Below are 26,375 nucleotides of genomic sequence, written 5' to 3'. Positions count from 1 at the left end.
CGGCACTTGGCAACTCTCCGCTCGATAGTTATATGCAAGGTGCTGAAAAGGCGCAATAAAAAAACCGGCCGCAAGCGGCCGGAAGAAATTCAAACAGTAGACATTGATTTCACAGGTATAACTGACTTCTAAAAACTTAGAAGTTGTACTGCAGGGCTACAGCAACAACGTCATCGGTGTTCTGACCCAGGGAGTTGACGGACTTGCCATCTACGGAATCCAGCAGGTTCAGTTTGTAGTCGATGTAAGCGTTGAAGTTGTCGGTGAAGTTGTACCAGGCACCGATAGATACGTACTCGGTGTAGGTATCATCGATACCGTGAGCGCCATCTTTCACGTCAGTGCGCAGGTAGGCCAGAGAAGGCTTGAACTTGCCGATGGTGTACTGGGCAACGGCTTCGTAACCATCCATCTTCTCGGCGTAGCCGTTCTTGACGAACAGGTGATCTTCACCGTGGGAGTAGGTAGCGGCCAGGTAGAGGTTATCAGCAGCGTACTTGGCACCAAAGCCCATCAGCTTGGCATCTTTCTCGCCACCGAAGGCAGCGTATTTGGCCTGCTCGTCGGTCTTGCCTGCCTGGTTGTATACGGCACCCAGGCTCAGACCCATGTTGAAGTCATAGTTGGCGGAGAAGGCAAAGCCCTCTTTGGAACCTTTAGGATTCCATTTATCAGTGACGTCATCATTGTTCCAAGGGGTACCCTTGTCATCGAGAGTAACGGTCTGATCAGAGCGGCCGGAGTTCTGCGGATCGTTGTTACCGGTGAACTGGGCACCCAGGGTCAGACCCTGGTAGGTGTAGATGTACTGGGCCAGGCCATTGGTACGGCCGGTACCGAATACTTCGGTATTTTTACCCAGGCCGTCACCGCCCCACTCGGGCAGTACGTCGGTGTAGTTGTTAACGGCTTTGGTGAACAGGCCATCCTGACGACCGTAGCTGAAGGCACCGAAGCGGTCGTGCTGGATACCGGCGTAGGCATAACGCAGTTCATCGTTGTCAGAACCGGAAGTCGGCAGGTTGTATTCGGCAAAACCGAACGCTTTCATTTCCGGAGCAATTTTGGTTTCGCCCGCAACGTGCAGACGGAAATAGCTCTGGTCACCTTCGGCGCTGTTGTTGTCAGTGCCATAGTAAGCACCTTGAGCGCGGCCGCCGATGTCCAGCTTGGTGTCGTTCTGGTTGTACACAGTAGCAGCATGGGCACCGCTCGCCAGCAGCAGGCTGGAGATGGCCATAGTCAGTGCAGACTTCTTCATATGCTTATTCCTCTGATGTAAACACTTCCGAACCTGTATTCGGTTCTGTTAAATCGGAAATGGTCCGATTGCCACACGGTAGGCGCCCTAACCTTGACTGGCGCTGAATCTATCAATGTTTAATTGGCGTCATAAGGAGATGAATATGTTGAGTGTGTCAGGTTTGCGCAGTTTAAAAGTCTAGTTAATTCAGATTGTTAGTTTTTTAATCTGAGCTTGGCTGGGGGGGAGGGCAAAGGGGAGAGCAATGATTGAGCGTGTGAACCAAATCACGTTTTGATGTTCAAAGGGGGTCGGCGAGAGCAGGGAGCCTGCTCTCGCACTGTGATCAGAGCGGTTTTTGCCACAGGGTCAGCAGCAGATCCTGTTCCAGTTCGTCGGGGCCCTGATGGGTGAACGCGTGGCGCTGCTCACCCGTAGCCCGCCAGCCAAGGCGGCTGGTTTCCAGAATAAAGCTGCGCAGTCCCTGATCGAGAGTCTGGGAGAATTGAGCGCGTTGCTGCGCAATCTTGGTCAGGCCTGCGAGGGTCGGCCAGCTGAGCGGGTGTTCCATGCTGATCGGGTTGAGGCTGACTCTTAGTTGCCACTGATGGCGGGGGCCCGGCTGCAGATAGAGCAGATAGCCGCCCGGTGCCAGCCAGTTGACCAGCTGTTCGGTTTTGATCTTGAGGTCGTTGACCAGCAGCAAATCAGCGGAGTTTGGCATAAGCGGGGCTTTGGCTGGATCGGCAATGACGAAACTGCCGTCAGGCTGCGCCTTGGTGGCGGCAAAGATGGCATTCTTGGCGATATCGACGCCGGCAAACTGCCAGCCCGGCAGGCGTTCGGCCAGCGCGCGGCAGTAGTAGCCCTCGCCACAGCCCAGATGGATCAGTTCGCGCGGCTCGAGAGGGGCGAGCAGGCTGGCCATTGTTTCGACCAGCGGCAGCTGGTGGCCCTGTTCGAGAAAGTGACGCTTGGCGCGCATCAACGCCCGGCTGTCGCTGTCCTTGGGGTTTTTCTTGCCGGGGATGAGATCCAGATAGCCTTCCGGGGCGGGATCGAAGTGGTGCTTGTTGTCGCAGTAGCGACCCTTGGAGGCTTCGTGTAAATGCAGCTGGCTGCGGCAACGGGGACATTGAAGGTGCATAGCGATTCTCTTGGCGAAAGCTGGAATGGGCGTTTGGGATTATAGGGGAGGTGATCAAAAAAGGCTGCCGTAGCAGCCTTTTGGAGCCAGTGGTCCGGGAACCAGTGGATCAGCGGGTACCGAATACCACAATGGTTTTACCGTGGGCAGAGATGAGCTCCTGCTCTTCCAGCATCTTGAGGATGCGGCCAACGGTTTCACGGGAGCAGCCGACGATCTGGCCGATCTCCTGACGGGTGATCTTGATCTGCATGCCATCCGGGTGGGTCATGGCATCCGGTTGTTTGGCCAGGTTCAGCAGGGTCTGGGCAATCCGGCCGGTTACATCCAGGAAGGCGAGGTTACCCACTTTCTGGCTGGTGTGCTGCAGGCGCTTGGCCATCTGGCCGGAGAGGCGCATCAGGATATCCGGGTTGACCTGGATCAGCTGACGGAACTTCTTGTAGGAGATCTCGGCAACTTCGCAGGAGCCCTTGGCGCGCACCCAGGCAGAGCGCTCGGGATTTTCGTTCTCTTCGAACATACCCATCTCGCCGAGGAAATCCCCCTGGTTGAGATAGGAGAGGATCATCTCTTTGCCCTCGTCGTCCTTGATCAGCACGGCAACCGTGCCCTTGACGATGTAGTAGAGGGTTTCCGCTTTTTCACCCGCGTGGATCAGGGTGCTCTTGGCGGGGTACTTATGAATGTGGCAGTGCGACAAGAACCATTCCAGGGTGGGATCGCTTTGCGGTTTGCCAATAACCATGAGAATTCCTCTGTAGTGTCTTTTTATGGACTCGAGCGTCCAGGCAAGCAGCCAACTCTTGCCATTCCTTGTATTAGTCGCAGTAGGATAAGAGCCTTTGTCTGTGCTGACAAGGCTTTGCGCCCTTTTGAATAGAGCCCTTTGAGTAATGCCTGCTGCGCCGCTTCAGCCATTCTAGGGAAGATAGGGAGGGGAGATGTTGATTTTGATCTATTAACCTCCCAATCATCTTGCCCCTGTGGTTGCCCGGTCGGGTGAAGAGATGCCGAAGCCGTGATGGCTGGGGTATGCTAGGAGCATCATGAGCACAGGCTTAACCAAAGAGGATGCGAGATGAAAGCCAAGGTCAGCTGGGTTGAAGGGATGAAGTTTGTCGGGGAGAGCGAATCAGGGCACAAGGTGATCCTGGATGGCGCCAACCCGGGCGAGGGGGCCAGCCCGCTGGAGATGGTGTTGCTGGCCGTGGGTGGTTGCAGCTCCATCGACGTGGTATCCATTCTGGAGAAGGCGCGTCAGGTCGTGACGGCTTGCCATGTTGAACTCGACGGTGAGCGGGTTGACAGCGTGCCCCGGGTCTTTGAAAAGATTAATCTCCATTTTGTGGTGACCGGCAAGGGGCTGGCAGAAAAGCAGGTCGCCAGAGCGGTCGAGTTGTCGATGGAGAAATATTGTTCTGTTTCCCTGATGTTGGAAAAAGCGGTACAAATTACCCATAGTTATCAAATTCTTGAGGCTTGATAACCGAAGCCTTGTTCCATCGATAACGCCATGACATAAGGAAAGTGCAATGAAAAAAATGATCGCTCTGCTTCCCCTGTTGGGTCTGGCTGCGTGCACCAGCCCGCAACCCACCAAGTATCAGTACAGTCAGTACCAGTGCGGGGAAGAGCTGTTGGCTATTACTTATGATGCTCAGGCTGACATGGTGCAGTTCCCCTATGCCGGGGTCTATCACAAGCTGGGCCGTGTCGAATCGGATAACGGTGCCAAATATTCCGACGGTGTGACCACCTTCTGGAATCAGGACAAACAGGCACTGTTGACTCAGAAAGGGGTGACCCTGCTCACCTGCAAGCTGAAGTAATTCCGGCGCATTCCAGCAAAAAGAGCGGCTTGTCATCTGACAAGCCGCTCTTTTTTATTCAAATCATCAGCAAAAAATGATGAGGGCGTCAGTGGGTGGGGACTGGTGCCAGCAGTTTGGCCGCGAGCTGCTGGCTGAGAGCCTGGCGCTGGTTATCGGCAATGGCGGCATCGCTGGCCAGCGAGATGACACTGCTCCAGACGGCTTTCTGGGTTTTGCGGTCGAGCAGTACTATGGCCAGGGTGCCTTTGCGCTGATCCGGTGCGGCCTGCATCCCGGGTGTCATGCCAAGGCGGGCAAAAATCTGGCCATCGCTGATATCCTTGTCACCCGCTACACCGATAGCGACCCAGAGATCCGCCTCATCAAGGGGAACACTCTGCCACCCCTTGCCATTGAGTTCTTTACTGACCGCATTCTGGATGGGTTCGAGCCACCCTTCGGCCTGATCGCCGGCAAACTGATACTGTTCGGCCAGGGCGTAGCGCGGAGTGGCGCCGAAGGTCCAGTCACCGAGCGAGCGAGCCACCATGGTTCCGGGTTCAAACGTTGGTGCTGACGGCCCGCTGCTGCAGCCACCCAGTAGGGCGAACAGCACCACAGAGAGAGAGGCAAAGCGCATCATAAGCTCCTTTGTATCAGGTGATTTTGCCCGTTTCGAGCAGTTGCTGGATCAGCGGCTTGAGGATCAGCTCCATCGCAAAGCCCATTTTGCCACCCGGAACCACGATTGTGTTCATCCGCGACATGAACGAGCCGTCGATCATCGAAAGCAGGTAGGGGAAATCTACCTGCTTGATGCCGCGAAACCGGATCACCAGCATACTCTCGTCCAGGCTCGGGATCACCTTGGCACTGAAAGGGTTGGAGGTATCCACCGTCGGAACCCGCTGGAAGTTGATGTGGGTGCGGGAAAACTGCGGGGTGATGAAGTTGATGTAGTCATCCATCGAACGAACGATGGAGTCGGTTACCGCCTCACGGGAGTGTCCCCGCTCCGAGGTGTCGCGAATGAGTTTCTGGATCCACTCCAGGTTGACGATGGGGACCACGCCTATCAGAAAGTCCACGTGGCGAGCCACATTGTGATCTTCGGTGACCACACCGCCGTGCAACCCCTCATAGAAGAGCAGATCGGTATCGTTCGGCAGATGCTGCCAGGGGGTGAAGGTGCCGGGCATCTGGTTGAAGGGCACCGCTTCATCAAAGCTGTGCAGATAGCGGCGGTACTGGCCGGTGCCATCCTGGCCATAGCCCTGAAAGAAACTCTCCAGCAGCCCGAAATCATTGGCCTCGGGGCCGAAATAGCTGATGTGGCGCCCCTGTTCACGGGCCTTGCGGATCGCTACGTCCATCTCGGGGCGGGTGTAGCGGTGAAAACTGTCACCCTCGACCACTGCCGCCTGGTAACCCAGCTGATGAAACATGGAGCGAAAGGCGATGGTGGAGGTGGAGGTGCCGGCACCGGATGAACCGGTGACGGCAATAATGGGGTGCTTGGCCGACATAGAATTCTCTCTTCCTTGGAAATTCCGTTATAAAGGCAGGCTTCGGGTTCGGTCAAGCCGACTCGTCAAAGCGATCTTTGGGCACAATATTGACCGACTCGTGCAGCTCGCTGTAGACGATCACCGCCTTGCCTTGCTGTAATTGGTTGCGCACTTCCTCAACCTTGGTACCCAGTGATACATCCTGTTCGCCATACTCGGTTCCTTCCTGTAGTACGAAATGTTCGATCAGGTTGGTCAGGGTGTCGGCATCCAACTCTTGCCAGGGAATTATCATGAAGGGATCTCGATGCAAAAAGATATAACCACCGAGCTATTGTTGTGTTGAATTGCCCGAGTGCAACCAATTTCTTCCTTTTTTGCCGGAGTGCAAGAGATGTTGTCTGAAGAGCAACGCAGTGCGCCGTTAACCCTGGCGGATCATCTGGCTCAGGCGCGCCGGCAGGCCATTGGTCGCGGCATGGCGTGGTTCTGGCTGCTGAACTGGCTGGTGGTGCTGTTTCTGGCGATTCGCTATGAGGTCTACAGTCAGGCTGGCCTTGCCAATGATCACTCGCTGCCATGGAGTTTTCAGAGCGAGCTGGCTCTTGTCATGGTGGTGCTGGTGTTGCTGCCTGTCGTCAGCCTGTTTTGTGACCATCTGCAGGATCGCATCTGGTTGCGGATAGCGGCGCTGGTGATGGTGCTCTGGGGTGGGATCTGAACCCTGCATATCTACACCCTTGGCCAGGTCGAGCTGCGCGGTGGCCTCAGCTATGCCAACGGGATCATGCGGCTCAACCTGTTGGCGGCACTCATCGCTTTTTATCCCGACCGCAAGGTGTTTTACGGGTATCTCTTGGGGCCGATGACTGCCGGTGTCGGGCTGGAGCTCTTTTTGCACGTCGACTTTCCCCAGATCTATCTGCTTGGCGTGCTGTTCGGCGTTATCGCACTGGAGGTGGGGCGGCGAATGCTACACCGCTGGTTCGAGTTGGCGATCGTGCGCGAGCACGAGAATCTGGCCCTGTTGCGCCGTCTGGATCTGTTGGCCAAGCAGGATCCGCTGACCGGCGTTGCCAACCGGCGTCACTTCAATGTCGAGCTGGAACGGGGGCTCACTCATTGCGGTGAGAGCGGCATGCCTCTCTCCCTCATTCTTATTGATGTGGACTACTTCAAGCGTTTCAATGACCGCTATGGGCATCAGGCCGGGGATATATGTCTCAAGGAGGTGGCAACTGCGCTCACCCATTCGGTTCGTAATCCGTCAGATTTGGTTGCCCGTTATGGCGGTGAGGAGTTTGTCCTGTTGCTGCCGGATGCGGATCAGCAGGGGGCTCGTGAGGTGGCGCGGCGGCTGCAGGACGGGATGGCCAGCCTGCAGCTGGAGCATCAGGCTTCTGATGTCGCCTCCTGGGTGACGGTGAGTCAGGGGATTGCCACACTGCTGCCTGGTGAAAGTGCAAGCCAGCTGCTGGAGCGGGCTGATCAGGCGCTCTATCGGGCCAAGGAGTCGGGGCGCAATCAGTTCTGTGTCGCGGCCTGACTCTGTTCGGCGATCCAGCGGCTGATCCGCTCGTCCAGCCAGAAGCGGGGACGCCACGGAGTGCCGTGCAGGAAGCCGACATGACCGCCACGGCGGCTCAATTCATAGTGCACATGGGGCGAGAGCTGCTCGGGGCGCGGGATGACGGCATCGGACATAAAGGGATCGTCGGCGGCGTGCAGGATCAGGGTGGGGATGGGGATCTGGCCCAGCAGCGGCAACCCCGAGCAGCTCTGGTAGTAGTGGCTGGCGCTGTGAAAACCGTGCAGCGGCGCGGTTACCAGCTCGTCAAAGTCGCGTAGAGTGGCAATCTGTTCCACTTGTTTTGGTTGCCAGCGCTGGCCCGCTTTTTGCTGCTGACTGATCTTGTTCAACAGATTGCGGCGCATGGTGCGCAGCAGGTAGTTCTGATAGACCTTGGAAAATCCCTGATTGACCCGCTCGGCACAGCTGGCCAGTTGCAGCGGGGCCGAGACCACCACCGCCGCTTTCAGCGCCGCAGGGCAGGCGCGTGCCAGCAGATTGACCAGCATATTGCCCCCCAGAGAAAAGCCGATGGCGATCAATGGCTTGTCCGGAAAACGCCTGCTCAGCTCGGCAATGACCTCCTGGGCATCGTCGATGGCGCCGGAGTGATAGGCTTGCAGATGGCGATTTGGCTCGCCACTGCAGCCACGAAAGTGCATTAGCACAGCCGCCATTCCCTGTTGTTGCAGATGGTCAAACAGCCCCTTGGCGTAGTGGGAGTGGATGCTCCCCTCCAGACCATGAAACACCACCACCAGCGGTCGCGCATCAGCCGTGATTTCACCGCTCCATGCGAGATCGACAAAATCCCCGTCAGTCAGTTCGAAGCGCTCGGCCACAAATCGGGCCGGAGTCCGGCGCAGCCATTTGGGCAGAATGGTTTGCAGATGGGGATTGCGAGCCCACCAGGGGGCGTGGAAGTGGCTTTCTGTGAGCATGGCGATGATCCGCGACGGCGATAATAAGATGACAAACCGGCGAGCAGTGCTGCCCGCCGGATGGGGATCAGACCAGCAGTTTGTCGTGGTGCTCGGCACCGCGCAGCATGGCCTGGATCAGCTCGTTGGCCTCAAACTTGGTCAGCGCCTCGTGGGCGCCCACCTGGTGGGCACGTTCGACGCTGATTTCGCTCGAGAGGGAGGTGTGCAGAATGATGTAGGCGCCAGCCAGCTTGCTGTCGCTCTGCACCTCGAAGGCGAGTTCGTAGCCATCGAGCCCCGGCATCTCGATATCGCTCACCAGAATGTCGATCGGTGTTTTCTGGCTTGCCCGCTCCTGCATCAGGGCCAGCGCGTCCTTGCCATTGGTACTCACCTCATAGGGGATATTGATGTAGTCGAGCGCCGCCATTAGCTGGCGCCGGGCGACGGAGGAGTCATCCACCAGCAGGATCCGCATCGGCTTGATCCGTTCGCGCTGCACATCGGTCAGCACCGGATAGAGGTGGCTCGGGTCATCGGGGTAGACCCGCGACAGGATGAGTTCGACGTCCAGCAGCTGGATCAGCTGATCGTTGACCCGGGTTACCCCGGTTACAAAGACGTTGTGACCCAGCGACGCGGGAGGGGGCTCAATATCGCGCCAGTTGCACTCGGTGATCTTGTCGATACCGCGCACCAGAAAACCGACCAGAGTGCGGCGGCAATCGGTGATGATGATAAAGCAGTGCGGCATCTCCTCCTTGCTGATGGGGCGATAGCCCACCGCCATCGCCATGTCGATCACCGGAATGGTGGAACCGCGCATATTGGCCGCCCCCAGCACAGTGGGGTGAGAGTGGGGCATGGCCGTCAGCTGGGTATAGGGCACTATCTCCTTCACCTTGAGAGTGCCGATGGCAAAAGATTGCTTGGCAGAGAGATGAAACAGCAACATGCCCTGTGATTGATTGGCTTTGCTCGTCATGGCAGGTGTCCTGTTGGTCGAAACTGTGGCTGTCATTTCTGGCCTCTAGCATAAAGGATTGCGGGGGCGATGGCCCCTTTGTTAACGGCCATCTGGCAAAAAGCTGGACTCAATCAGCCAAGATTTTAGCTCATTGGCTTCGGACGGCCCTATTCCCCCTAATCTTGTACTACTCCCCAGCGCTGGCAGGCAGCTTGCAGAGTGGCCTCATCGCCATAACCCAGTTTGTTGGCGACCTGAGCGGCTTTGCTGCCCCCCTTGAGCAGTCTGAGTGCCTGCAGCAGTTGCCACTGTTGTTGCAGCTCTTCCCCTGCCAGCGGTGCATCGCCACGTTGCTGCCACTCTGCCAGGGCTTGTGCGTCGCCGCGGGCCAAAGCCTGCCAGCATTGCTGCAGCGCTTCATTATCTTGTGGCTGGATGGTGCACTGCTGCAACTCATCGAGGATCACCTGCAGGCGGTGGCCATAGGCCCCTTGCCACTCTTGCGGCCGTTGCCACAGGGCAAGGGAGTCGAGCAGAGCATTGAGCAGGGGCGTGGCTTGCAGCCAGCCTGCCTGCTGCGGCTGGGTTACGCGCAAAGAGACGTTCAGCTGATCGTAATCACAACCGCTGAGCGGGCTGAAGGCGGCCAGTGCATCGGCACAGAGCCAGAAGCAACTGCCAGCCGGCAGCAGGAGTTCATGCTGGCCAAGTCTCAGCAGCGCCGCGCCCCGGGTGATCCGCAGCAGTTGCCCGACCGGCGTGCGTTTGCGGTTGCCAGCCTGCAGGCCGTGACAGGAAAAATGGTGATACTCGATGGCGTGATGCATGTAAAAACCCTGATATGATGCTGCCTGGAGGTAACAAATATGGAAACCAGACGTAAAAAACGCTTCATTGCCGGTGCGGTTTGCCCGGCGTGCGGCAAGTTGGACAACATGATGCTGTATATGGAGCATGGAGTCGAGAAGGTGACCTGCGTCGCGTGCGGTGATACCCAGGTGCAGACGCCGGAACAGGTGGAGCGGGTAACCCGTGAAGCCGAAGAGGTGATCGGCGTATTTCGTCCCTGATAGCCCTGAAGAGTGCAGGGCGTTGTTGCCAAAACTGGTGGCATCGCCGATTTTTTCATCGCCCGCTGACGGGGCATGGCATATGCGCGGCCCGCTTTTTAGGTTATTCTGGGCCCGTTTTTTCTATCCGCAGGATCCTGACATGAAAGTAGCTCCTCTGAGCGTGGTTACGCTGGAATACACAGTCACCGACGAGCACGGTGAAGTCATCGACAGCACTGTCGGCAAAGAGCCGCTGGTCTATCTGCACGGCACCCGTTATCTGGTTTCCGGCCTCGAAGCCGAGCTGGAAGGTCGTGCGGTAGGTGAAGCCTTCGAAGTGACCCTGACCCCGAGCCAGGCCTACGGCGAATACGACGAGTCTCTGGTGCAGGAAGTGCCGGGCGAGCTGTTCGACGGCATGGAAGTCTCCGAAGGGGATACTTTCGTGGCTGAAACCGACGATGGCCATCGTCCGGTGACTGTAGTTGAAGTGTCTGAAGAGTTCGTCAAGGTAGATGGCAACCATCCGCTGGCTGGCGTGACCTTGGGCTTCAAGGTCGAGATCAAGGACGTGCGCGCTGCCACTGCCGAAGAGCTGGCTCACGGCCACGTTCACGGTGCCGGCGGTTGCGGTCACGACCATGGTCATGACCACGATCACGGCCATGGCGGTTGCTGCGGTGGTCACGGTCACGACCACGACGAAGAGCACGCTCACGGCGGTTGCTGTGGCGGTGCCGGTCACAGCCACGAGCATGACCACGGCGACGACCATGGTCATGGCGGCTGCTGCGGTGGTGGCGGTTGTGGTGGCAAGGGCCATCACCACTGATCACGGCCACGCCGATGATAAAAAACCCGCGATTTATCGCGGGTTTTTTATTGGGCAACATTTGCCGGACAGAGAGCTCTCATCAGTAGTGAGGGGGCGGGGTCTCTTCGGCCATGCTGGCGATCTGGCTCGGTTGCACGCTCTTGAGCTTGTCGATCAGCAGCTGGATCTGGTGCTTGAGCCGGTCGAGCTCGCGCCCCTGGGTGGTGACCTCGTCGTTGAGCAGCTCTATGGTGTACTCCGCATAGGCGAGACGGGTTTCCAGGGTTTCGATGCGTTCGTTTAAATGCTGACTCATGGGCCTGCGGGTCCTTACTTGATGGTCCAGATTTCGGCCAGGCCACTGGAGCTGGCGCTGACAAGGTGACTATTGTCGCGCAAAGCCACGCCGTAGACCACTGCACTGGGCGGTTTTACCTTGGGATGGGGAGAAACCAGCCAGCTCTGCAACAGGGCTCCATCGCTCACCTGCCATAGCGAGAGCTGACGGGAGGGGGCGCCGGTGATGAGCCATTTGCCGTCATTGGCGAAGCGGGCGCTGGTGTAGACCTCGAACCTGTGTCCGAATTGCAGCTGGCTCACCTCTTTGCCGGTTTTCAGATCCCAGATGCTGCCTCGGCTGCTGTCCGCGGTGAAGGCGTAGCGACCGCTCGGCTCCAGCCGTGCCATGACCACCCGGCCGCCATGGTTGAAGCGCCAGACCACCTGACCACTGCGGGTATCCCACAGATAGGCGCTGTAGTCGTTGCCACCGGTCAGGGCATAACGGCCGTTGGCGGAGAGATCCACCGTATTGATCTGCTCGGTGTGACCGAGAAACTGCAAGCGCCGTCCGGTTTGGGTGTCGACCCACTCCGCTTTGCCATCTTCACGTCCGATCAGCACATTGCGTCCATCTGCCGAGAGGGCAATATCCCTCAGCCTGGATTCAGGAAGCGAGTAGTAGCCTTGCGCTTGGCCATTCTGCAGCTGCCAGATGGCAAAGGTGGTGGCTGTGGCGGTCACGGCGTGACTATCCCCTTGCGCAAAACGGACGATGGAGACCAGATCATCGGGGGAGTCGGATTGTTTCCAGCGCCAGCGCTGGCGGTTCTGCTCCAGATCCCAGACCACGACCCCCTGGCCGAGGCTGGAGACGATAGCCTGCTTGCCGTCACTGGCCAGATCGGCGGCCAGCAGACCCGAGCTGGCGAGGGAAAGTTGCCGGTCTGGTCGGGCACTCTGCTCGCAGCCGGTGAGCATGAGGCAGAGCCCTAGCAGATAAATGGCACTTTTTATCATTTTTGATGTCTCACGCTTTTGTTACCTGCAATCACGGCGTTAGTATAAGGCGCTTATCACGATAAACCTCTCATTTCACGATGGAACCGAGAGCGGTATTTGGAGTTTGGAGAAACTGATGAACAAATTTCTGAAGGTGTCCCTGTTGGCTGCGGCGGTTGCCGTAGGTCTGACTGCTTGCCAAAAAGACGAGAAGCCGGCTGCCAATAGCGCCGAGGTGAAGGCAGAGGCCAGCAAACCGGCAGCGTCTACCAAGGCGCAGAGCTTTGAAGAGCAATCCGGTTACGCCATCGGCCTCTCCATGGGTCGCTACATTGCCAACACCCTGGAGCGCCAGCAGGAGCTGGGTATCAAGCTGGACAACGCCGTCATCCTGAAAGGGGTCACCGATGGTCTGGGCAAAGAAGCCAAGATGACCGACGAAGAGATCCAGAAAGTACTGCAGCAGTACGACGCCAAGATCAACGAGCTGACCAAGGCCAAAGCCGAGAAAGATGCCGTTGAGAATCTGAAGAAAGGTGAAGAGTTCCTGGCTGCCAACGCCAAGAAAGAGGGCGTGAAGAGCACCGAATCCGGCCTGCAGTATCAGGTCGAGAAGATGGGCACTGGCGCCAAGCCGAAAGCGACCGACATCGTCAAGGTTCACTACACCGGTACTCTGACCGATGGCACCAAGTTCGACAGCTCCGTTGACCGTGGCGAGCCGGCAACCTTCCCGCTCAACCAGGTTATCCCGGGCTGGACCGAAGGCGTGCAGCTGATGCCGGTTGGCTCAAAGTTCAAGTTCTTCCTGCCGTCCAAGCTGGCCTACGGCGAGCATGGTGCTGGCTCCATCCCGGCTAACGCCGTGCTGGTGTTTGACGTCGAACTGCTGGCTATCGAGAAGCCGGCTGCAGAAGACGCCAAGAAGTAATTTCTTTGTATCGATGAAAACGGCTCCTTAAGGAGCCGTTTTTACTTGTGCATCCTCTCGTTTCGCGGGATAAACTGAGAGCATTGCGCATGGGATATCAGCGGTAGCGCTAAAAATAAAGAACAAAATCAATTAACAAGGATCAATCCTGTGGCTGAGAACGCACCCCGTGTCCTGTTGGTGGAAGATACCCGGAGTCTGGCTGTAGTTTATGAGCAGTACCTGCGCCAGGATGGCTATGAGGTGGTGCTGGCCGATTGCGGACAGCAGGCGCTGGAGGTGTTGCTGACGAGCCCCCCTCCGGTGGTGCTGCTTGACCTTGAGTTGCCCGATATGTCAGGCATGGAGATCCTGCAGCAGATCACCGAACAGCAGCTCCCCTGCGCCGTGGTGGTGATCACCGCCCACGGCTCGGTAGATGTGGCGGTGGAGGCGATGCGTCTCGGTGCCTTCGACTTTCTGACCAAGCCGTTTGACAGCAAGCGGCTCTGCGCCACAGCCCGCAATGCCTTGAAACACCAGCAGTTGAGCTCGCTGGTTGCCCACTATCGCGAGAACTTCGAGCGGCAATCCTTCTTCGGTTTTATCGGTGCCTCCATGGCGATGCAGGCGGTTTATCGCATCATCGAGAGCGCGGCGCCGAGCAAGGCGACCGTCTTTATTACCGGCGAGAGCGGTACCGGCAAGGAGGTGTGCGCCGAGGCGATCCACCAGTGCAGCCCGCGCCGCGAGCAGCCCTTTATCGCCCTCAACTGCGCCGCCATTCCCCACGATCTGATGGAGAGCGAGATCTTCGGCCATGTGAAGGGCTCCTTCACCGGTGCCCAGGGCGATCGCAAAGGGGCGGCCAGTCTGGCGGATGGCGGCACCCTGTTTCTCGACGAGATCTGCGAGATGGATCTCGACCTGCAGAGCAAGCTGCTGCGCTTTATCCAGACCGGCACCCTGCAGCGGGTCGGCAGCGGCAAACTGGAAACCGTGGATGTGCGCTTTATCTGTGCAACCAACCGGGATCCCTTGCTGGAAGTGAAGGCGGGCCGTTTTCGCGAGGATCTCTACTACCGGCTCCACGTTATCCCCCTCTATCTGCCGCCGCTCAGGGAGCGGGGCGAAGATATTCTGCTGCTGGCCCGCAGCCTGCTGCAGAACTATGCGAAAGAGGAGAACAAGCGCTTTCGCGACTTCGATGCCGCCGCGGCGCGAGTGCTGCTCGACTACCCCTGGCCCGGCAACGTGCGCGAGTTGCAGAACGTGGTGCGCAATATCGTCGTGCTCAATGACAAGGAGCTGGTCAGCCCGGATATCCTGCCGCCGCCCCTCAATGGTGTGCGGGCTCTGGCTGTTGCAACGACAGCTGCCCAGCAACCCGCAGCGACAGCTACCACTCCCGCAGTTGGCGGGCCGATCCGGCCGCTCTGGCTGGTGGAAAAAGAGGTGATAGAGCAGGCCATCGCCAGCTGTGACGGCAATATTCCCAAGGCGGCGGCCCTGCTGGAGATCAGCCCCTCCACCATCTATCGCAAGAAGCAGGGGTGGGAAGAGGCCAATCTGGCCTGAACCAGTTTGCCAAAAGAGAAGGGCAGCCAGAGGGCCGCCCTTCTCTTTTGAGCCGTTCAGAGTTTGGCGAGGCGTTTGAGCCGGGTCAGCCGTTCCGCTTCATGGCTCTTGCTCCAGCTATCGCGCGAGAGCAGAAACCAGGCGCGGGCAAAGTATTCGGCCGCCGCCGGATCATCCAGCGCCAGCGCATTCTCCCCCAGCTCCTCGAACAGATCGCCATCTTCCGCAGCGCTGGCTTCACTCATATCGGCTTTAAGCTGGGTCAGTTCGGCCATCGCTTGTTGATGCAGACCCATGGCCCGGCTTAGGCGGGCGAGACTCCAGCGGGCGATAAAAGCCTTGCCCTGCTCCTGATGCGCTTCATGCCAGCTCAGACACTTCTGTTGCAGCGCTTTTGCCTCGTCAAATCGCCCCAGCTCGAACAGGGTCCAGCACAGATTATGGTAAATGGCAGGTAGCCAGCTGCGCACCCGCTCATCCGGGCTGCGCTCGGCCAGCTCCATCCCCAACTGATGCCAGCGGCTCTGCTCTGGCGGCGGCACCGTCATGGCCACCATCTGGGCCGCGTCGATGGCGAGATAGAGCTCCTTGCTCTTGAGCCCCTGTTGCCAGGCCTGCTCAAACTGCGCTTTGGCCTGACTCTGATCGCCAGCGGCATGGAACAGGCGGCCCCGCTCGATATGCAATCTGACCCGGGCTCTGGGGGTTGCCCCGGTGAGGCGCTTCTCTACGTCATCAAGGGTCTGTCTGGCTTGCTCTGGCTGGTGTTGCAGGGCATGGGTGCGAGCAATCTGGGTCAGCAGCTCCAGCTCGAGCTGCAAATCCTGGTCGGCGCGCACTACGGGCAGCAGGGCATCGAAGCGCTGGGCAGTGGCGACGGGATCCTGATAGTCCCATAGCGCCATGAAATCGGGCGGATTCTCCATCTGGCCTCCTGGCTGGCGATCCTTGCACCAAGATGCCTGCAGGTTATTGATTGCACAAGGGGCGCTCGTCACAGAGCGCCCCTTGAGTCATGTCAGCGTCAGCGGCCAGCCGGTCAGTAGACCATGGCCAGGCTCATCAGCATCAGGCCGAGGGCGGCAAAGGCCCCCTCCTTGATGGCCAGACGTGGCACCAGTGCCTTGGGCAGGCCCGGAAACAGGCTCAGGGCAAAGCCAAGGCCCGGCATCAACCAGTGGAAGGCGGGATTGCGCAGGGCGGGGTCGGCTGCGCCATTGATGATGATCAGCAGAATAAAGAGGGTAAAGGCGGGCAGAATAAACCAGCGCACTGTGCCGGCGGCAACGGCCCGCAGCGGCGAGATGCGATAGAGCAGCATGGTCACCAGAAAGAGCACAAAGGGGGCCAGCAGGTAGAGCGGAGCGGGGTTCATAACGAATTTCCTGAAAACAGATGACCAGACAGTCTGGGTTGGCAATAGCTGGGTTAGCAACAGCTTGGGCTGGGGCAAACAGAGGCGGGATTTAATCAGCCTTCAATTAGCCTGACCAGCCTGATGGCCCTGCTCTGTGAAGCGGATCCCGGACAAAGGTTTGCGGCCTCTTAGCGCAACCACAACCAGACGGCGACAAAGCCGAGCCAGCTGGCGGCCAGCAGGGCCCATGGCAGCGGATGGTGGCGAGTGACCTCGATGACCTCAAGGGCTTCATCCTGTTCGTCGTCTTGCTGCGCTTGCTGGCTCTGTTTCGCTTTGGTCTGCAGTTTCTTCTGGCGACTGGCTTCGCGAGCCCGCGCCTTCATCTGTTTTTTATACTCGTCGATCCCTTTCTGGATCCCCTGGGCGATAAGCTGGGTCTGCTCCTTGGTCTGCCCCGGCTTCTGGTTGGCGCGGGCAATTTTCATCGCCTCCTGCTGGGTCTCGGGGGAAATCTTGTCGTACTTGGCCATCAACACACTCCTCGGGCATGGGGGAGGGAGTATGCCATAAAACCGCGTTTCGTGGCGCTTGGCACGGCATGGCCGCAAATGAGCAACGTCTCAATAAAAACATCTAAAAATCAGTCGAGAAGCGGATGTTGGGCCAGTGATCACAATTACCAGAATTTGTGAGTCATCGATGAAAAATGGCCACTGGTTGTTTGTTATATTTGCGCCCGACCTGCTGGATAGGGTCGCTAAATAACAAAACAATCAAGGTGATATGGAAATGAATAATAACTTTATCAAAGGCGGCGTGGCCCTGGCCGTGTTTGCTGCACTGACTGGCTGTAATACCTCAAAAAACGACAGCGTGGCACCCTGCACCGAAAATGTCTGCAAACTGACCATTCTGCACACCAACGATACCCACGGCCGTTTCTGGAACAACGCGGAAAACGAATATGGCATGGCGGCCCAGAAGACGCTGGTCGAGCGGCTGCGTAGCGAGGCCAAGGCGGCTGGCAGCGATGTGCTGGTGCTCTCCGGCGGTGACGTGAATACCGGGGTACCCGAGTCGGATCTGCAGGATGCCGAACCCGATTTCATGGCGATGAACAGCATCCGCTACGACGCCATGGCGGTGGGCAACCACGAATTTGACAACCCCCTCAGCGTGATCGAGAAGCAGCGTCAGTGGGCCAAGTTCCCCATGCTCTCTGCCAACATCTATGACAAGGCGAGCGGCAAGCACTACTTCGACCCCTACAAGGTGTTCAAGCTGGAGAGTGGTCTCAAGGTTGCCGTGCTGGGCCTGACCACCGAGGATACCGCCCAGCTGGTGGACCCCAACAACGTGAAAACTCTGGAGTTTCGCGATCCGACCACGGAGGCTGCCGCACTGGGCAAGCAGATCCGTGCCAAGAAGGAGGCCAATCTGGTCTTCGCCATCACCCACATGGGCCACTATGCCGATGGCCAGCACGGCAGCAACGCGCCGGGCGATGTGGAGATGGCTCGCAAGCTGCCGGTTGGCACCCTGGATGCCATTATCGGCGGCCACTCCCAGAATCCGGTTTGTATGGAGCCGGGTACCGCCAACAAGTACGCCAACTTCAAGCCGGGTGATACCTGTCTGCCGGATCAGCAGAATGGCACCTGGATCATGCAGGCCCATGAGTGGGGCAAATATGTGGGTCGTGCCCAGTTTGACTACCAGAATGGCAAGCTGACCCTGACCAGCTATGAGCTGATCCCGGTCAACCTCATCAAGCGCAACGCCAAGGGCGAGGCGATCGATGCCAACGGTGCTGTGACCAAAGACACCAGCAAGATGCAGTTCGTGCAGGACGAGATCGTGAAGGATCCCGAGCTCTACAACACCCTGCTCGCCTATCAGGAGAAGGGGCAGCAGGAGCTCAGCGTGGTGATCGGTTCCACCGATGGGCTGCTGGTCGGTGATCGCAACTCGGTGCGCAACAAGCAGACCAACCTTGGTCGCCTGATCACGACGGCGACCACCAGCAAGCTGGGCGTTGACTTCGGTATCGTCAACTCGGGTGGTGTGCGTGACAGCATCCCGGCTGGCGACATTACCTATCGCAGCGTGCTGCTGGTGCACCCCTTTGGCAACACGGTCAACAAGGCGGTGATGAAGGGAAGCGAGCTGGCGACCTATCTGGGTCAGGTTGCTACCAAAACCCGCAACACCGGTGGTTACGCCCAGTTTGGCGGTATCAATATGGCGGTGGATTGCCAGGCCAAGAGCGTGAATATCACCAGCATCGGTGGCAAGGCGTTTGACCCGGCCGCCACTTACAGCTTCGCCATCCCGAGCTTCAGTGCCTCCGGTGGCGATGGTTATCCGAAGATCGATACCATCAACGCCGGCCTGGTCGATGCTGCCGTGCTGAAGGAGTACATCGAGGTCAAGAAGACCATCAACGTTGCCGACTATCAGCCGGCCAACGAGGTGAGCTATCTGAACTCCACTTCTGCGGAAGGGTGTAACTAAGCAACCTTGCATAGCCATCACAGGAGCCGTACTTGGCGGCGCCATTCAAACAGATCCCCGGGCCTTGTCCGGGGATTTTTTTATCTTGTGGCGATGACCTGATCCGCTTGTGCTGTTGCTGCTTGGCTCTTTACCTCCCTGCTACAAGCCGTTCTGCCGCCCACACTCGACGTTTACCCCTCTGCGACCTCCTGGCGAGATCGGCCATATCCCCTTGAGGGGTCGCTGGCAGCGCTAAAGGCACAAGGAGATGCGCATCCTGCCACTATAAATTTAATTTATAGGTTTTGCTGAAATGGCCTCGCTTTGACTTATACCAAACCGGTGGCAGGAGAGAGGCTCTGCCAGAGCCATTTATCGGCACTGACAAGCCCTCCTCCGATTTTTGTGGCGATAGAGTGAGCAAAAAAAGAGGCAGCCGGATAGCTGCCTCTGCGGTTTTTCATGAACGCTGCGATTACAGCTGCTCGATACCAACGATATGCCAGGGGGCATTGTTCTTGGCTAGATCGCGCTCGAGGTGCCACACCTCTTTAATGTCTTCTTCGACCAGCTCCTGACGGTCGATGTAGCGGCCGCTGAAGCGCACGCTCACCTGGGCCCAGTCGCTGCCGTAGTCGGCGCGTACCAGCTGGGTATCCACATACATCACTTCGGTATGCTGGTCGCCAGTCAGTTCGGCGCGCTCGGCCTTGAGCTGTTCGAACAGTTCCGGGCTGACGTATTCACGCACTTTTTCCAGATCGTTCTTGTTCCACGCCTCTTGCAGGGTGCGGTAGTGGTCGCGGGCACCGGCCAGGAAGCCGTTCATGTCAAAGCCCGGCGGCAGGCGGAACGGCACATCGCTGTCGGCAAAGCCGGTCGCTTGCGGGGCGCTGTGGCTCTGCTCGAACTGCTGCGGGGCCGCGCTCTGGGGCGGCTGATAACCGGCATAGGCCGTCTGTTGCGGCTGTGGCGCTCCCATCTTGCCCCGGCGCATGGCCCGGAACAGGAACACGGCACCCAGTGCCAGCAGGGCGATCAGCAGGAAGTCCATCCCTTGCAGACCTTCAAAGGCGCCACTGCCCAGCAGGTAGGCAAACAGGCCACCGGCCAGCAGACCGCCCAGCAGACCACCCATCATGCCGCTCTTTTTCGGCGGAGTCTGGGCACCCAGGGTCGGGTTCTTGTTGTCGACCGGTTTGGCCGCAGGCTGTGCCGGCGCTGTCTTGTAACTTTTGCCAAAGGATTTGCCGCCACCAAATTTCTTGGCCTCGGCATGCGGTGCCCCCAGGCCGATGGCCAGGATCATGGCAAACAGGGTCAGCATCTTTTTCATTTTGACTCTTTCACTCTCGTCTGTAGTTGGGGCATGCTCTGCTTAGGCAAGCTCAGCAAGGCGCATGGCAGGCTGCCTGTCCCTAAATGTGTCGCAGCTTGTGCCGATAAGTACCATGACAGGCATGAATTATTCATGAACGAATTACCACCTCGGGTGGGTCTCGATGTCAGGAGTGTGCAGCATGAAAAGCAGACGATTGAGCCGCAAAGAGCGCAAGATGCGCAGCAAAACCAGAAGCAGCAAGAGCGAACAGACCCTGGTCTGGCCCTTTATGATGGTATGAGCCGCCAGATAGGGCTCGCCGTAGTTGGCTTTCTTTTGTAAAATTCCCGTCCCCTTCCCGCTGCGGTTTTTATGTGTATGGCAGAGCAAGTGACGGCGAAAAAAGACGCCAAGACACAACAGCTGAAAGTTCCCCCCCACTCTTTTGAGGCCGAACAGTCCGTACTGGGCGGCCTGATGCTGGATAACGACGCCTGGGATCGGGTCGCCGAGCGGGTGATCGACAAGGATTTCTACAGCCGTCCGCACCGGTTGATCTTCCAGGCCATGACCCGCCTCTCCAACGCGGGCAACCCCATCGACCTCATCACCCTGCAGGAGGAGCTGGAGCGCTCCGAACAGCTGGAGGAGGCAGGTGGCTTCGCCTATCTGGTGGAGATCGCCAAGAACACCCCGAGCGCCGCCAACATCAACGCCTACGCCGAAATCGTGCGCGAGCGGGCGGTAGTGCGGGAGATGATCTCGGTCGCCAACGAGATCGTCGAAGCGGGCTACGAGCCGCAGGGCCGTACCTCCAACGATCTGCTCGATCTGGCCGAGAGCAAGGTATTCCAGATCGCCGAGCAGCGCACCAGCGCCAACGAAGGCCCTCAGCCGCTCAAGCTGATCCTCGAGCAGACTGTCGACAAGATCGAAGAGCTGTTCAAGACCCCGCACAACGGGGTAACAGGTGTCTCGTCGGGCTACAACGATCTGGACAAGATGACCGCCGGTTTACAGCGCTCGGATCTGGTCATCGTCGCCGCCCGTCCCTCCATGGGCAAGACCACCTTTGCCATGAACCTCTGTGAGCATGCGGCCCTCACCGCCGACAAGCCGGTGCTTATCTTCTCGCTGGAGATGCCCTCCGAGCAGATCATCATGCGTATGCTCGCCTCGGTGGGGCGTATCGACCAGACCAAGGTGCGTACCGGTCAGCTCGACGACGAGGATTGGGCCCGTCTCTCCTCCACCATGGGATTGCTGCTCGAGAAGGGCAAGATGTATATCGATGACTCCTCCGGCCTGACCCCGACCGAAGTGCGCTCGCGCGCCCGGCGGGTGGCGCGGGACAACGGCGGCATCAGCATGATCATGGTGGACTACCTGCAGCTGATGCGGGTACCCAGCCTCTCCGACAACCGGACTCTGGAGATCGGTGAAATCTCCCGCTCCCTCAAGGCGCTGGCCAAAGAGCTGCAGTGCCCGGTGGTGGCGCTCTCTCAGCTCAACCGCAGTCTGGAACAGCGGGCCGACAAGCGTCCGGTCAACTCGGCACCTTCGTGAATCGGGCTCCATCGAGCAGGATGCGGACTTGATCATGTTTATCTATCGTGATGAGGTTTATCACGATGACAGCCCTGACAAGGGGATTGCCGAGATCATTATCGGCAAGCAGCGTAACGGCCCCATCGGCCGGGTGCGTCTCACCTTCCAGGGTCAGTTCTCCCGGTTCGACAACTACGCCGGCCCGGCGTTTGACGACGATTATTGATGTAAACCCAAGGTGATGGCGATTTCGTCATTACCACGACTGCCCTGATCGATAGCCAGTCATTGGCTGCCCTCAGGGCCTGTTTTCCCGGTTCGACAATTATGCCGGTCCGGCCTTCGACGACGATAAGTGAGTGGCGGTCTTCTGCCCGATGAGGGGGAGACCATTTGTGCCCTCGTAAGGGAAAACCATGAAAGCGGCTACTGCCCAAATCAACACTGCGGCCTTGCGCCACAACCTCGCCGTGGTCAAGCGCCACGCTCCCGCTTGCAAGATCATCGCTGTGGTCAAGGCCAACGCCTATGGCCACGGACTGCTGCCGGTCGCCCGCACCCTGGTGGATGCGGATGCCTATGCGGTGGCCCGTATCGAAGAGGCGCTGATGCTGCGCTCCTGCGCCGTGGTCAAGCCCATTGTGCTGCTGGAGGGCTTCTTCTCCGCCGACGATCTGCCGGTGCTGGCGGCCAACAATCTGCAGACGGCGGTTCACACCTGGGAGCAGCTCGAAGCGCTGGAGCAGGCCGAGCTGCCAGCCCCCGTGGTGGCCTGGCTCAAGCTCGACACCGGCATGCACCGGCTCGGGGTGCGGGCCGACGAGATGCCCGCTTTTATCGAGCGCCTTGCTAAGTGCAAGAACGTGGTGCAGCCGTTCAACATCATGACCCACTTCAGCCGTTCCGATGAGCTGGAGCAGCCCACCACCCGCGAGCAGATCGACTTGTTCAGCAAGTTGACCGCGCCGCTCCTGGGCGAACGGGCCATGGCCAACTCGGCGGGCATTCTGGCCTGGCCGGACTCCCACTGCGACTGGGTGCGCCCCGGCGTCATCCTCTATGGCGTGTCGCCGTTCCCCAATACGGTGGCGGCCGATTACGACCTGCAGCCGGTGATGACCTTGAAGACCCAGCTGATTGCGGTGCGGGATCACAAGGCGGGCGAGCCGGTGGGCTACGGCGCCAACTGGGTGGCGGATCGTGACACTCGCCTTGGCGTGATCGCCATCGGCTACGGTGACGGCTATCCGCGCATGGCGCCCAACGGCACATCCGTGCTGGTCAACGGCCGCATCGTGCCGCTGGTGGGGCGTGTCTCCATGGATATGAGTACGGTGGATCTGGGCCCGGGCGCGACCGACAAGCCCGGCGACGAGGCGGTACTGTGGGGCGAAGGGTTGCCGGTGGAGCGAGTGGCCGACGAGATTGGCACCATCCCCTACGAACTCATCACCAAGCTCACTTCCCGCGTCTTTATGGAGTACATCTGATGTGGCAGCAGTGCCTGCTGACTCTGAAGCCCCGTTCGCGGGGCTTTCATCTGGTGACGGACGAGCTGGTGGCCAAGCTGCCGATGCTGGCGGATTACCGGATCGGCATGGCGCACCTGCTGCTGCAACACACCTCCGCCTCGCTCACCCTCAACGAAAACTGCGATCCGAGCGTGCGCAGCGATATGGAGGCCCATCTGCACCGGCTGGCGCCGGAGGATGCCCCCTACTATCGCCACACTTATGAGGGGCCGGATGACATGCCCGCCCACATCAAATCCTCCCTGCTTGGGGTTAGCCTGCAACTGCCGATCCGCGATGGTCAGCTGGCGCTCGGCACCTGGCAGGGGATCTGGCTTGGCGAACATCGCGTCGATGGTGGCGCCCGCAGGGTGCTGGTGACCCTGCAGGGTGAGTAAGCAGGCTGCAACCAGCCGAAAGATGACGATGAAAAAGAGGGATGGCATTGAGCCATCCCTCTTTTGTTTTAACGGTTTCGCGAGCTATCCGCCTGCCAGTGGCGCTGCGCTCTGCGTGGCTCAGCCGACCTTGAAGGGGGTCAGTTCGGCCAGCGGGGCGGCGTCCATAAAGGCTTGCGGCTCCTGACCGTGTTTGAAGATCTTGAAGTCCTGCTCGCGGGCGCTCCAGTACTCCAGACGCTCGCTGCCGTTTTCTCCGGTGATTTGCAGCAGGCTCGCTTCACGCAGGGCCACAACATATTCGCTCGGGTTGATGGCGCAGAACTCGGCCAGACGCTCGTCGCGGGTCTCACCCATGTGGCCGCTGATGCTGGCGTCCAGATAGTGCGGGTTGATCTGCAGCGGGAACAGGCCCAGTGCCGGCAGCACGGCGGCGCTGCAAACCGGCATGTCGTTGGTGGTGCGGATGCTCGGGGTCGCCACGTTGCAACCGGCGCTCCAGCCCACATAGGGGACACCCCGCTCGCGCACGGCACGCTGGATCGGCACGATCAGACCGTTTTCATGCAGCATCTGGTTGAGACGCCAGGTATTGCCGCCGCTGATAAAGATGGCGTCCGCCTGATTGATGGCATCAACCGGATCATCGAAGTGGTGGATGCTGATGGCATCGACTCCCAGACTCTCCTGCAGTTCGTTGGCGCGGGCATCCCAGTCGCTGCGGATCACCGCGTAGGGGATGAGCAGGATGCGCTTGACCTGTTTGCGCGCGAGCAGGCTTTGAACCCGATCCCGGGCCCAGCCGAGCAGACCCGGAAATTCGTTGGCTTTACCGTTGCTAAGCAGAAGCAGTTCCATCAAATCGTTCCTCAAAAAGTGAAAGCGGAGGAGAGGCCACCCCGGTTTGCCGTCGGACAGCAGGGTGACAGGAGCGGGCATACTACCACTTTCGGATAGACGGTTCTGTGATCGGGGGGCTCATTAATGAGTTGTTCCTCAATGAGTCCGCATAAAAGTCACCACATAAACAGAGGCCCCGCTTGTGCGGGGCCTTGGTCATGGTCGGGATGATCAGGAGGCGGTTGCCTCGACCACCTTGTAGGAGGGCTGCTGGCGCAGCTTCCACAGCTCGCTCCACTTGCGCAGGGCAGAGAGCAGGATCAGCATCCCCAGCACCAGCATGATGAGGGAGATGATGCCGTTCATCGGGTTGTAGCCCTTGGCGGCCGAGTTGAAGTAGACGTTGCTCATCATCCAGTAGGCGGCGTAGTTGACGGTGACGAACAGGTAGGCCAGCGGGATCAGGCAGGTCAGCATGTAGCGGCGCTTGCTGGCCAGTCGCAAGATGATGGTGGCACCTATGATGAGGCCCACCGAGGCCATCAGCTGGTTCGATACCCCGAACAGCGCCCACACAGACCCGATATCACCGGACATCAGCAGGTAACCCCACATCACGCAGGCGAGCACACTGGCGCCGATGGCGCCCGGCATCCAGTCGATGCGCTTGAGGGGCGGGTAGAACTCGCCGAAGAAGTCCTGAATGAGGTAGCGGGAGACCCGGGTACCGGAGTCAACGGCGGTCAGGATGAACACCGCTTCGAACATCACCACGAACTGGAAGAAGTAGGAGGCGAGGTTACTGAACCAGGGCACCTTGGTGAAGATGTAGGACATGCCCACCGCCAGGGTGACGGCGCCGCCGGTGCGACCGTTCAGGTCCATGCCGATCTCTTGGGAGAGGAACGGCAAGTCCACCACCTGCATCCCCAGTTTGGCGAAGGCTTCCGGGGTGGCGTTGATGGCGAAGTAGTCAGCCGGGTGCAGGGCTGTGGCGGCGATCAGTGCCATCACGCCCACCACGCACTCGGCCAGCATGGCACCGAAGGCGACCGGCAGGATGTCGTTCCACTTGTCCACCAGTTTCGGGGTGGTGCCGGAGCCGATAAAGGCGTGGAAGCCGGAGATGGCGCCACAGGCGATGGTAATGGAGATAAAGGGCCAGACCGGGCCGCCGAGTACCGGGCCGCCGCCGTGGACGAACTGGGTCATGGCGGGGAACTGGATCTCCGGGTTGATGCAGATGACACCGATGACCAGGGCGCCGAATACACCGATCTTCATAAAGCTGGAGATGTAGCCGCGCGGGGTGAGCAGCAGCCAGACCGGCAGCGCGGTAGCGAAGAAAGCGTAGATGGGCAGCGCCAGACTGATGGTCTCGGCACGCAGGGTCAGCCAGGCACCGAAGGCGCTCTCCTGCACGTAGGGGCCGAAGAAGACACAGGCCAGCACGGCGATGAAGCCCACCCAGGAGGCCGCTTGCAGGTTGCCGGTCAGCTTGTGCCAGATCCCCACCACCATGGAGATGGGGATGGTCATGAAGACGGCAAACACGCCCCAGGCGTTACGCTCCAGCGCATGCACCACCACCATGGAGAGACCCGCCATGGTGATGGTGATGATGAACAGCATCGCAAGGCCGGTACACCAGCCGGCGATGGGGCCAAGTTCGGCCTTGGCCACCTCGGAGAGGGACTTGCCCTGATGCTTCATGGAGGCGAACAGCACGACTGTGTCGTGCACCGCGCCGCCGATGACACAGCCGATCAGCAGCCAGAGAAAGCTTGGCAGGTAGCCGTACTGGGCGGCCAGTACCGGGCCGACCAGCGGACCGGCGGCGGCGATGGCCGCGAAGTGCTGGCCGAAGTTGACCCACTTGTTGGTCGGCACATAGTTCTTGCCATCTTCCAGCTGGTGGGAGGGGGTGACCAGTTTATCGTCAGCCTGCAGCACCTTGCGCACAAAGAACACGCCGTAGAGGCGATAGGCAATGGCGAGGATGCAGAGGGCCGCAATGACAAAAGTGATTGCGTGTTGCATGGGGGAGTTTCCTTTTCCTGTGGCCAATCTGGCCGGGCTCAGGCTGCACTTTAC

Annotated in this window: 27 protein-coding genes and 2 pseudogenes; 12 read left to right on the top strand and 17 right to left on the bottom strand. The window is 59.1% G+C overall.

Annotated features, from left to right (window positions below; genetic code table 11):
• Positions 1-136: 136 nt before the first annotated feature.
• The 3 genes from WE862_RS20895 to crp form a co-directional block, all read right to left on the bottom strand.
• Entirely contained in the window at positions 137-1,261 is a 1,125-nt protein-coding gene (locus WE862_RS20895) for a porin (RefSeq protein WP_042030830.1), read from the bottom strand.
• A gap of 328 nt (positions 1,262-1,589) precedes the next feature.
• Positions 1,590-2,390, bottom strand: a complete 801-nt coding sequence (locus tag WE862_RS20890; protein WP_042030829.1) for a putative RNA methyltransferase — start codon at positions 2,388-2,390, stop codon at positions 1,590-1,592.
• Positions 2,391-2,499: 109 nt separating this feature from the next.
• Positions 2,500-3,138, bottom strand: a complete 639-nt coding sequence (gene crp / locus WE862_RS20885; protein ID WP_005335304.1) for a cAMP-activated global transcriptional regulator CRP — start codon at positions 3,136-3,138, stop codon at positions 2,500-2,502.
• 333 nt (positions 3,139-3,471) lie between these two features.
• Between crp and WE862_RS20880 the strand changes: the two genes are divergently transcribed.
• Positions 3,472-3,876 (top strand): OsmC family protein, encoded by a 405-nt coding sequence (locus WE862_RS20880; RefSeq protein WP_033114601.1) that lies wholly within the window; start codon positions 3,472-3,474, stop codon positions 3,874-3,876.
• Positions 3,877-3,925: 49 nt separating this feature from the next.
• Positions 3,926-4,222 (top strand): MliC family protein, encoded by a 297-nt coding sequence (locus WE862_RS20875; protein WP_033114602.1) that lies wholly within the window; start codon positions 3,926-3,928, stop codon positions 4,220-4,222.
• Positions 4,223-4,310: 88 nt separating this feature from the next.
• On the opposite strand, the gene WE862_RS20870 is transcribed toward WE862_RS20875, so the two are convergent.
• Genes WE862_RS20870 through WE862_RS20860 form a run of 3 tightly spaced genes read right to left on the bottom strand, consistent with a single transcriptional unit; the run spans position 4,311 to position 6,007 of the window.
• Positions 4,311-4,844, bottom strand: coding sequence for a DUF4136 domain-containing protein (locus tag WE862_RS20870; protein WP_042030827.1), 534 nt, complete (start codon positions 4,842-4,844; stop codon positions 4,311-4,313).
• A 16-nt stretch (positions 4,845-4,860) separates the two neighbouring features.
• Positions 4,861-5,730 (bottom strand): phosphoribulokinase, encoded by an 870-nt coding sequence (locus WE862_RS20865; protein WP_041210528.1) that lies wholly within the window; start codon positions 5,728-5,730, stop codon positions 4,861-4,863.
• A 52-nt stretch (positions 5,731-5,782) separates the two neighbouring features.
• Positions 5,783-6,007, bottom strand: a complete 225-nt coding sequence (locus tag WE862_RS20860; RefSeq protein ID WP_033114605.1) for a YheU family protein — start codon at positions 6,005-6,007, stop codon at positions 5,783-5,785.
• Positions 6,008-6,106: 99 nt separating this feature from the next.
• Between WE862_RS20860 and WE862_RS21380 the strand changes: the two are divergent.
• Together WE862_RS21380 and WE862_RS21375 are read left to right on the top strand one after the other, a co-directional pair.
• Positions 6,107-6,748 (top strand): annotated as a pseudogene (locus tag WE862_RS21380) (membrane-associated sensor domain-containing protein); the annotation flags it as partial.
• On the top strand, positions 6,740-7,258 hold the full coding sequence (locus tag WE862_RS21375; protein ID WP_422388486.1) for a diguanylate cyclase: 519 nt from the start codon (positions 6,740-6,742) through the stop codon (positions 7,256-7,258). The pseudogene WE862_RS21380 and the gene WE862_RS21375, both read left to right, overlap by 9 nt.
• Here WE862_RS21375 and WE862_RS20845 read toward each other — a convergent pair.
• The 3 genes from WE862_RS20845 to WE862_RS20835 all read right to left on the bottom strand — a co-directional run bounded on the left by WE862_RS20845 (position 7,237) and on the right by WE862_RS20835 (position 9,999).
• Complete coding sequence (locus WE862_RS20845) at positions 7,237-8,223, bottom strand: hydrolase (RefSeq protein WP_042030825.1); 987 nt, start codon at positions 8,221-8,223, stop codon at positions 7,237-7,239. The genes WE862_RS21375 and WE862_RS20845 overlap by 22 nt on opposite strands.
• Before the next feature lie 67 nt (positions 8,224-8,290).
• The gene (locus WE862_RS20840; RefSeq protein WP_041210532.1) at positions 8,291-9,190 is read right to left on the bottom strand and encodes a chemotaxis protein; all 900 of its coding nucleotides are present in this window, start codon (positions 9,188-9,190) and stop codon (positions 8,291-8,293) included.
• Between the two features lie 158 nt (positions 9,191-9,348).
• Complete coding sequence (locus WE862_RS20835; RefSeq protein ID WP_042030823.1) at positions 9,349-9,999, bottom strand: hypothetical protein; 651 nt, start codon at positions 9,997-9,999, stop codon at positions 9,349-9,351.
• Between the two features lie 39 nt (positions 10,000-10,038).
• Between WE862_RS20835 and WE862_RS20830 the strand changes: the two genes are divergently transcribed.
• The gene (locus tag WE862_RS20830) at positions 10,039-10,242 is read left to right on the top strand and encodes a YheV family putative zinc ribbon protein (protein ID WP_019446475.1); all 204 of its coding nucleotides are present in this window, start codon (positions 10,039-10,041) and stop codon (positions 10,240-10,242) included.
• Between the two features lie 142 nt (positions 10,243-10,384).
• Entirely contained in the window at positions 10,385-11,056 is a 672-nt protein-coding gene (slyD, locus tag WE862_RS20825) for a peptidylprolyl isomerase (RefSeq protein WP_019446474.1), read from the top strand.
• A gap of 82 nt (positions 11,057-11,138) precedes the next feature.
• On the opposite strand, the gene WE862_RS20820 is transcribed toward slyD, so the two are convergent.
• Complete coding sequence (locus tag WE862_RS20820) at positions 11,139-11,354, bottom strand: SlyX family protein (protein ID WP_033114612.1); 216 nt, start codon at positions 11,352-11,354, stop codon at positions 11,139-11,141.
• Between the two features lie 14 nt (positions 11,355-11,368).
• On the bottom strand, positions 11,369-12,337 hold the full coding sequence (locus WE862_RS20815) for a WD40 repeat domain-containing protein (protein WP_042030822.1): 969 nt from the start codon (positions 12,335-12,337) through the stop codon (positions 11,369-11,371).
• 118 nt (positions 12,338-12,455) lie between these two features.
• On the opposite strand from WE862_RS20815, the gene fkpA reads away from it, so the two are divergent.
• Together fkpA and WE862_RS20805 are read left to right on the top strand one after the other, a co-directional pair.
• Complete coding sequence (fkpA, locus tag WE862_RS20810) at positions 12,456-13,250, top strand: FKBP-type peptidyl-prolyl cis-trans isomerase (RefSeq protein WP_033114614.1); 795 nt, start codon at positions 12,456-12,458, stop codon at positions 13,248-13,250.
• A 150-nt stretch (positions 13,251-13,400) separates the two neighbouring features.
• Positions 13,401-14,807: a sigma-54-dependent transcriptional regulator gene (locus WE862_RS20805; RefSeq protein WP_042030821.1), complete on the top strand. Its 1,407-nt coding sequence runs from the start codon at positions 13,401-13,403 to the stop codon at positions 14,805-14,807.
• A gap of 56 nt (positions 14,808-14,863) precedes the next feature.
• Here WE862_RS20805 and WE862_RS20800 read toward each other — a convergent pair whose 3' ends face one another.
• The 3 genes from WE862_RS20800 to WE862_RS20790 form a co-directional block, all read right to left on the bottom strand.
• On the bottom strand, positions 14,864-15,733 hold the full coding sequence (locus WE862_RS20800) for a hypothetical protein (protein WP_042030820.1): 870 nt from the start codon (positions 15,731-15,733) through the stop codon (positions 14,864-14,866).
• A gap of 113 nt (positions 15,734-15,846) precedes the next feature.
• Positions 15,847-16,182 (bottom strand): hypothetical protein, encoded by a 336-nt coding sequence (locus tag WE862_RS20795; RefSeq protein ID WP_042030818.1) that lies wholly within the window; start codon positions 16,180-16,182, stop codon positions 15,847-15,849.
• Positions 16,183-16,352: 170 nt separating this feature from the next.
• Positions 16,353-16,697 (bottom strand): DUF2956 domain-containing protein, encoded by a 345-nt coding sequence (locus WE862_RS20790; protein ID WP_041210540.1) that lies wholly within the window; start codon positions 16,695-16,697, stop codon positions 16,353-16,355.
• 259 nt (positions 16,698-16,956) lie between these two features.
• Here WE862_RS20790 and ushA point away from each other — a divergent pair, with 259 nt between their 5' ends.
• Entirely contained in the window at positions 16,957-18,681 is a 1,725-nt protein-coding gene (ushA, locus tag WE862_RS20785; RefSeq protein ID WP_042030815.1) for a bifunctional UDP-sugar hydrolase/5'-nucleotidase UshA, read from the top strand.
• Between the two features lie 457 nt (positions 18,682-19,138).
• Here the strand turns inward: ushA and WE862_RS20780 are convergent, their stop codons facing one another.
• The gene (locus WE862_RS20780) at positions 19,139-19,999 is read right to left on the bottom strand and encodes a Tim44-like domain-containing protein (protein ID WP_339058672.1); all 861 of its coding nucleotides are present in this window, start codon (positions 19,997-19,999) and stop codon (positions 19,139-19,141) included.
• A gap of 363 nt (positions 20,000-20,362) precedes the next feature.
• Between WE862_RS20780 and dnaB the strand changes: the two are divergent.
• From dnaB to WE862_RS20765, 3 genes and pseudogenes are all read left to right on the top strand, one after another.
• A pseudogene (dnaB, locus tag WE862_RS20775) lies at positions 20,363-21,758 on the top strand (replicative DNA helicase).
• A 190-nt stretch (positions 21,759-21,948) separates the two neighbouring features.
• On the top strand, positions 21,949-23,022 hold the full coding sequence (alr, locus tag WE862_RS20770; RefSeq protein ID WP_042030813.1) for an alanine racemase: 1,074 nt from the start codon (positions 21,949-21,951) through the stop codon (positions 23,020-23,022).
• Positions 23,022-23,441: a secondary thiamine-phosphate synthase enzyme YjbQ gene (locus WE862_RS20765; protein ID WP_042030812.1), complete on the top strand. Its 420-nt coding sequence runs from the start codon at positions 23,022-23,024 to the stop codon at positions 23,439-23,441. The genes alr and WE862_RS20765 overlap by 1 nt, the downstream gene beginning before the upstream one ends.
• A 120-nt stretch (positions 23,442-23,561) precedes the next feature.
• Here the strand turns inward: WE862_RS20765 and pepE are convergent, their stop codons facing one another.
• Together pepE and WE862_RS20755 are read right to left on the bottom strand one after the other, a co-directional pair.
• Positions 23,562-24,299 (bottom strand): dipeptidase PepE, encoded by a 738-nt coding sequence (gene pepE, locus WE862_RS20760; RefSeq protein ID WP_042030810.1) that lies wholly within the window; start codon positions 24,297-24,299, stop codon positions 23,562-23,564.
• Between the two features lie 213 nt (positions 24,300-24,512).
• Positions 24,513-26,321, bottom strand: coding sequence for a carbon starvation CstA family protein (locus tag WE862_RS20755; RefSeq protein WP_042030809.1), 1,809 nt, complete (start codon positions 26,319-26,321; stop codon positions 24,513-24,515).
• Between the last annotated feature and the right edge of the window lie 54 nt (positions 26,322-26,375).

Origin of the sequence: Aeromonas jandaei (assembly GCF_037890695.1) — a bacterium.
Taxonomy (GTDB): Bacteria; Pseudomonadota; Gammaproteobacteria; order Enterobacterales; family Aeromonadaceae; genus Aeromonas; species Aeromonas jandaei.
The sequence above is the reverse complement of the archived record's forward strand: the minus strand, read 5'-3'. Positions and strand labels throughout refer to the sequence as shown.

Bases quoted from the DNA above. Each gene is read 5' to 3' on its own strand.
- ushA (WP_042030815.1), top strand. From the start codon at position 16,957: ATGAATAATAACTTTATCAAAGGCGGCGTGGCCCTGGCCGTGTTTGCT.
- WE862_RS20865 (WP_041210528.1), bottom strand. From the start codon at position 5,730: ATGTCGGCCAAGCACCCCATTATTGCCGTCACCGGTTCATCCGGTGCC.
- WE862_RS20765 (WP_042030812.1), top strand. From the start codon at position 23,022: ATGTGGCAGCAGTGCCTGCTGACTCTGAAGCCCCGTTCGCGGGGCTTT.
- WE862_RS20875 (WP_033114602.1), top strand. From the start codon at position 3,926: ATGAAAAAAATGATCGCTCTGCTTCCCCTGTTGGGTCTGGCTGCGTGC.
- WE862_RS20800 (WP_042030820.1), bottom strand. From the start codon at position 15,733: ATGGAGAATCCGCCCGATTTCATGGCGCTATGGGACTATCAGGATCCC.
- alr (WP_042030813.1), top strand. From the start codon at position 21,949: ATGAAAGCGGCTACTGCCCAAATCAACACTGCGGCCTTGCGCCACAAC.
- WE862_RS20755 (WP_042030809.1), bottom strand. From the start codon at position 26,321: ATGCAACACGCAATCACTTTTGTCATTGCGGCCCTCTGCATCCTCGCC.
- WE862_RS20880 (WP_033114601.1), top strand. From the start codon at position 3,472: ATGAAAGCCAAGGTCAGCTGGGTTGAAGGGATGAAGTTTGTCGGGGAG.
- WE862_RS20870 (WP_042030827.1), bottom strand. From the start codon at position 4,844: ATGCGCTTTGCCTCTCTCTCTGTGGTGCTGTTCGCCCTACTGGGTGGC.
- WE862_RS20835 (WP_042030823.1), bottom strand. From the start codon at position 9,999: ATGCATCACGCCATCGAGTATCACCATTTTTCCTGTCACGGCCTGCAG.
- WE862_RS20780 (WP_339058672.1), bottom strand. From the start codon at position 19,999: ATGAAAAAGATGCTGACCCTGTTTGCCATGATCCTGGCCATCGGCCTG.
- fkpA (WP_033114614.1), top strand. From the start codon at position 12,456: ATGAACAAATTTCTGAAGGTGTCCCTGTTGGCTGCGGCGGTTGCCGTA.
- WE862_RS20820 (WP_033114612.1), bottom strand. From the start codon at position 11,354: ATGAGTCAGCATTTAAACGAACGCATCGAAACCCTGGAAACCCGTCTC.
- slyD (WP_019446474.1), top strand. From the start codon at position 10,385: ATGAAAGTAGCTCCTCTGAGCGTGGTTACGCTGGAATACACAGTCACC.
- WE862_RS20795 (WP_042030818.1), bottom strand. From the start codon at position 16,182: ATGAACCCCGCTCCGCTCTACCTGCTGGCCCCCTTTGTGCTCTTTCTG.
- WE862_RS20860 (WP_033114605.1), bottom strand. From the start codon at position 6,007: ATGATAATTCCCTGGCAAGAGTTGGATGCCGACACCCTGACCAACCTG.
- WE862_RS20845 (WP_042030825.1), bottom strand. From the start codon at position 8,223: ATGCTCACAGAAAGCCACTTCCACGCCCCCTGGTGGGCTCGCAATCCC.
- WE862_RS20830 (WP_019446475.1), top strand. From the start codon at position 10,039: ATGGAAACCAGACGTAAAAAACGCTTCATTGCCGGTGCGGTTTGCCCG.
- WE862_RS20895 (WP_042030830.1), bottom strand. From the start codon at position 1,261: ATGAAGAAGTCTGCACTGACTATGGCCATCTCCAGCCTGCTGCTGGCG.
- WE862_RS20815 (WP_042030822.1), bottom strand. From the start codon at position 12,337: ATGATAAAAAGTGCCATTTATCTGCTAGGGCTCTGCCTCATGCTCACC.
- crp (WP_005335304.1), bottom strand. From the start codon at position 3,138: ATGGTTATTGGCAAACCGCAAAGCGATCCCACCCTGGAATGGTTCTTG.
- WE862_RS20840 (WP_041210532.1), bottom strand. From the start codon at position 9,190: ATGACGAGCAAAGCCAATCAATCACAGGGCATGTTGCTGTTTCATCTC.
- pepE (WP_042030810.1), bottom strand. From the start codon at position 24,299: ATGGAACTGCTTCTGCTTAGCAACGGTAAAGCCAACGAATTTCCGGGT.
- WE862_RS20890 (WP_042030829.1), bottom strand. From the start codon at position 2,390: ATGCACCTTCAATGTCCCCGTTGCCGCAGCCAGCTGCATTTACACGAA.
- WE862_RS20790 (WP_041210540.1), bottom strand. From the start codon at position 16,697: ATGGCCAAGTACGACAAGATTTCCCCCGAGACCCAGCAGGAGGCGATG.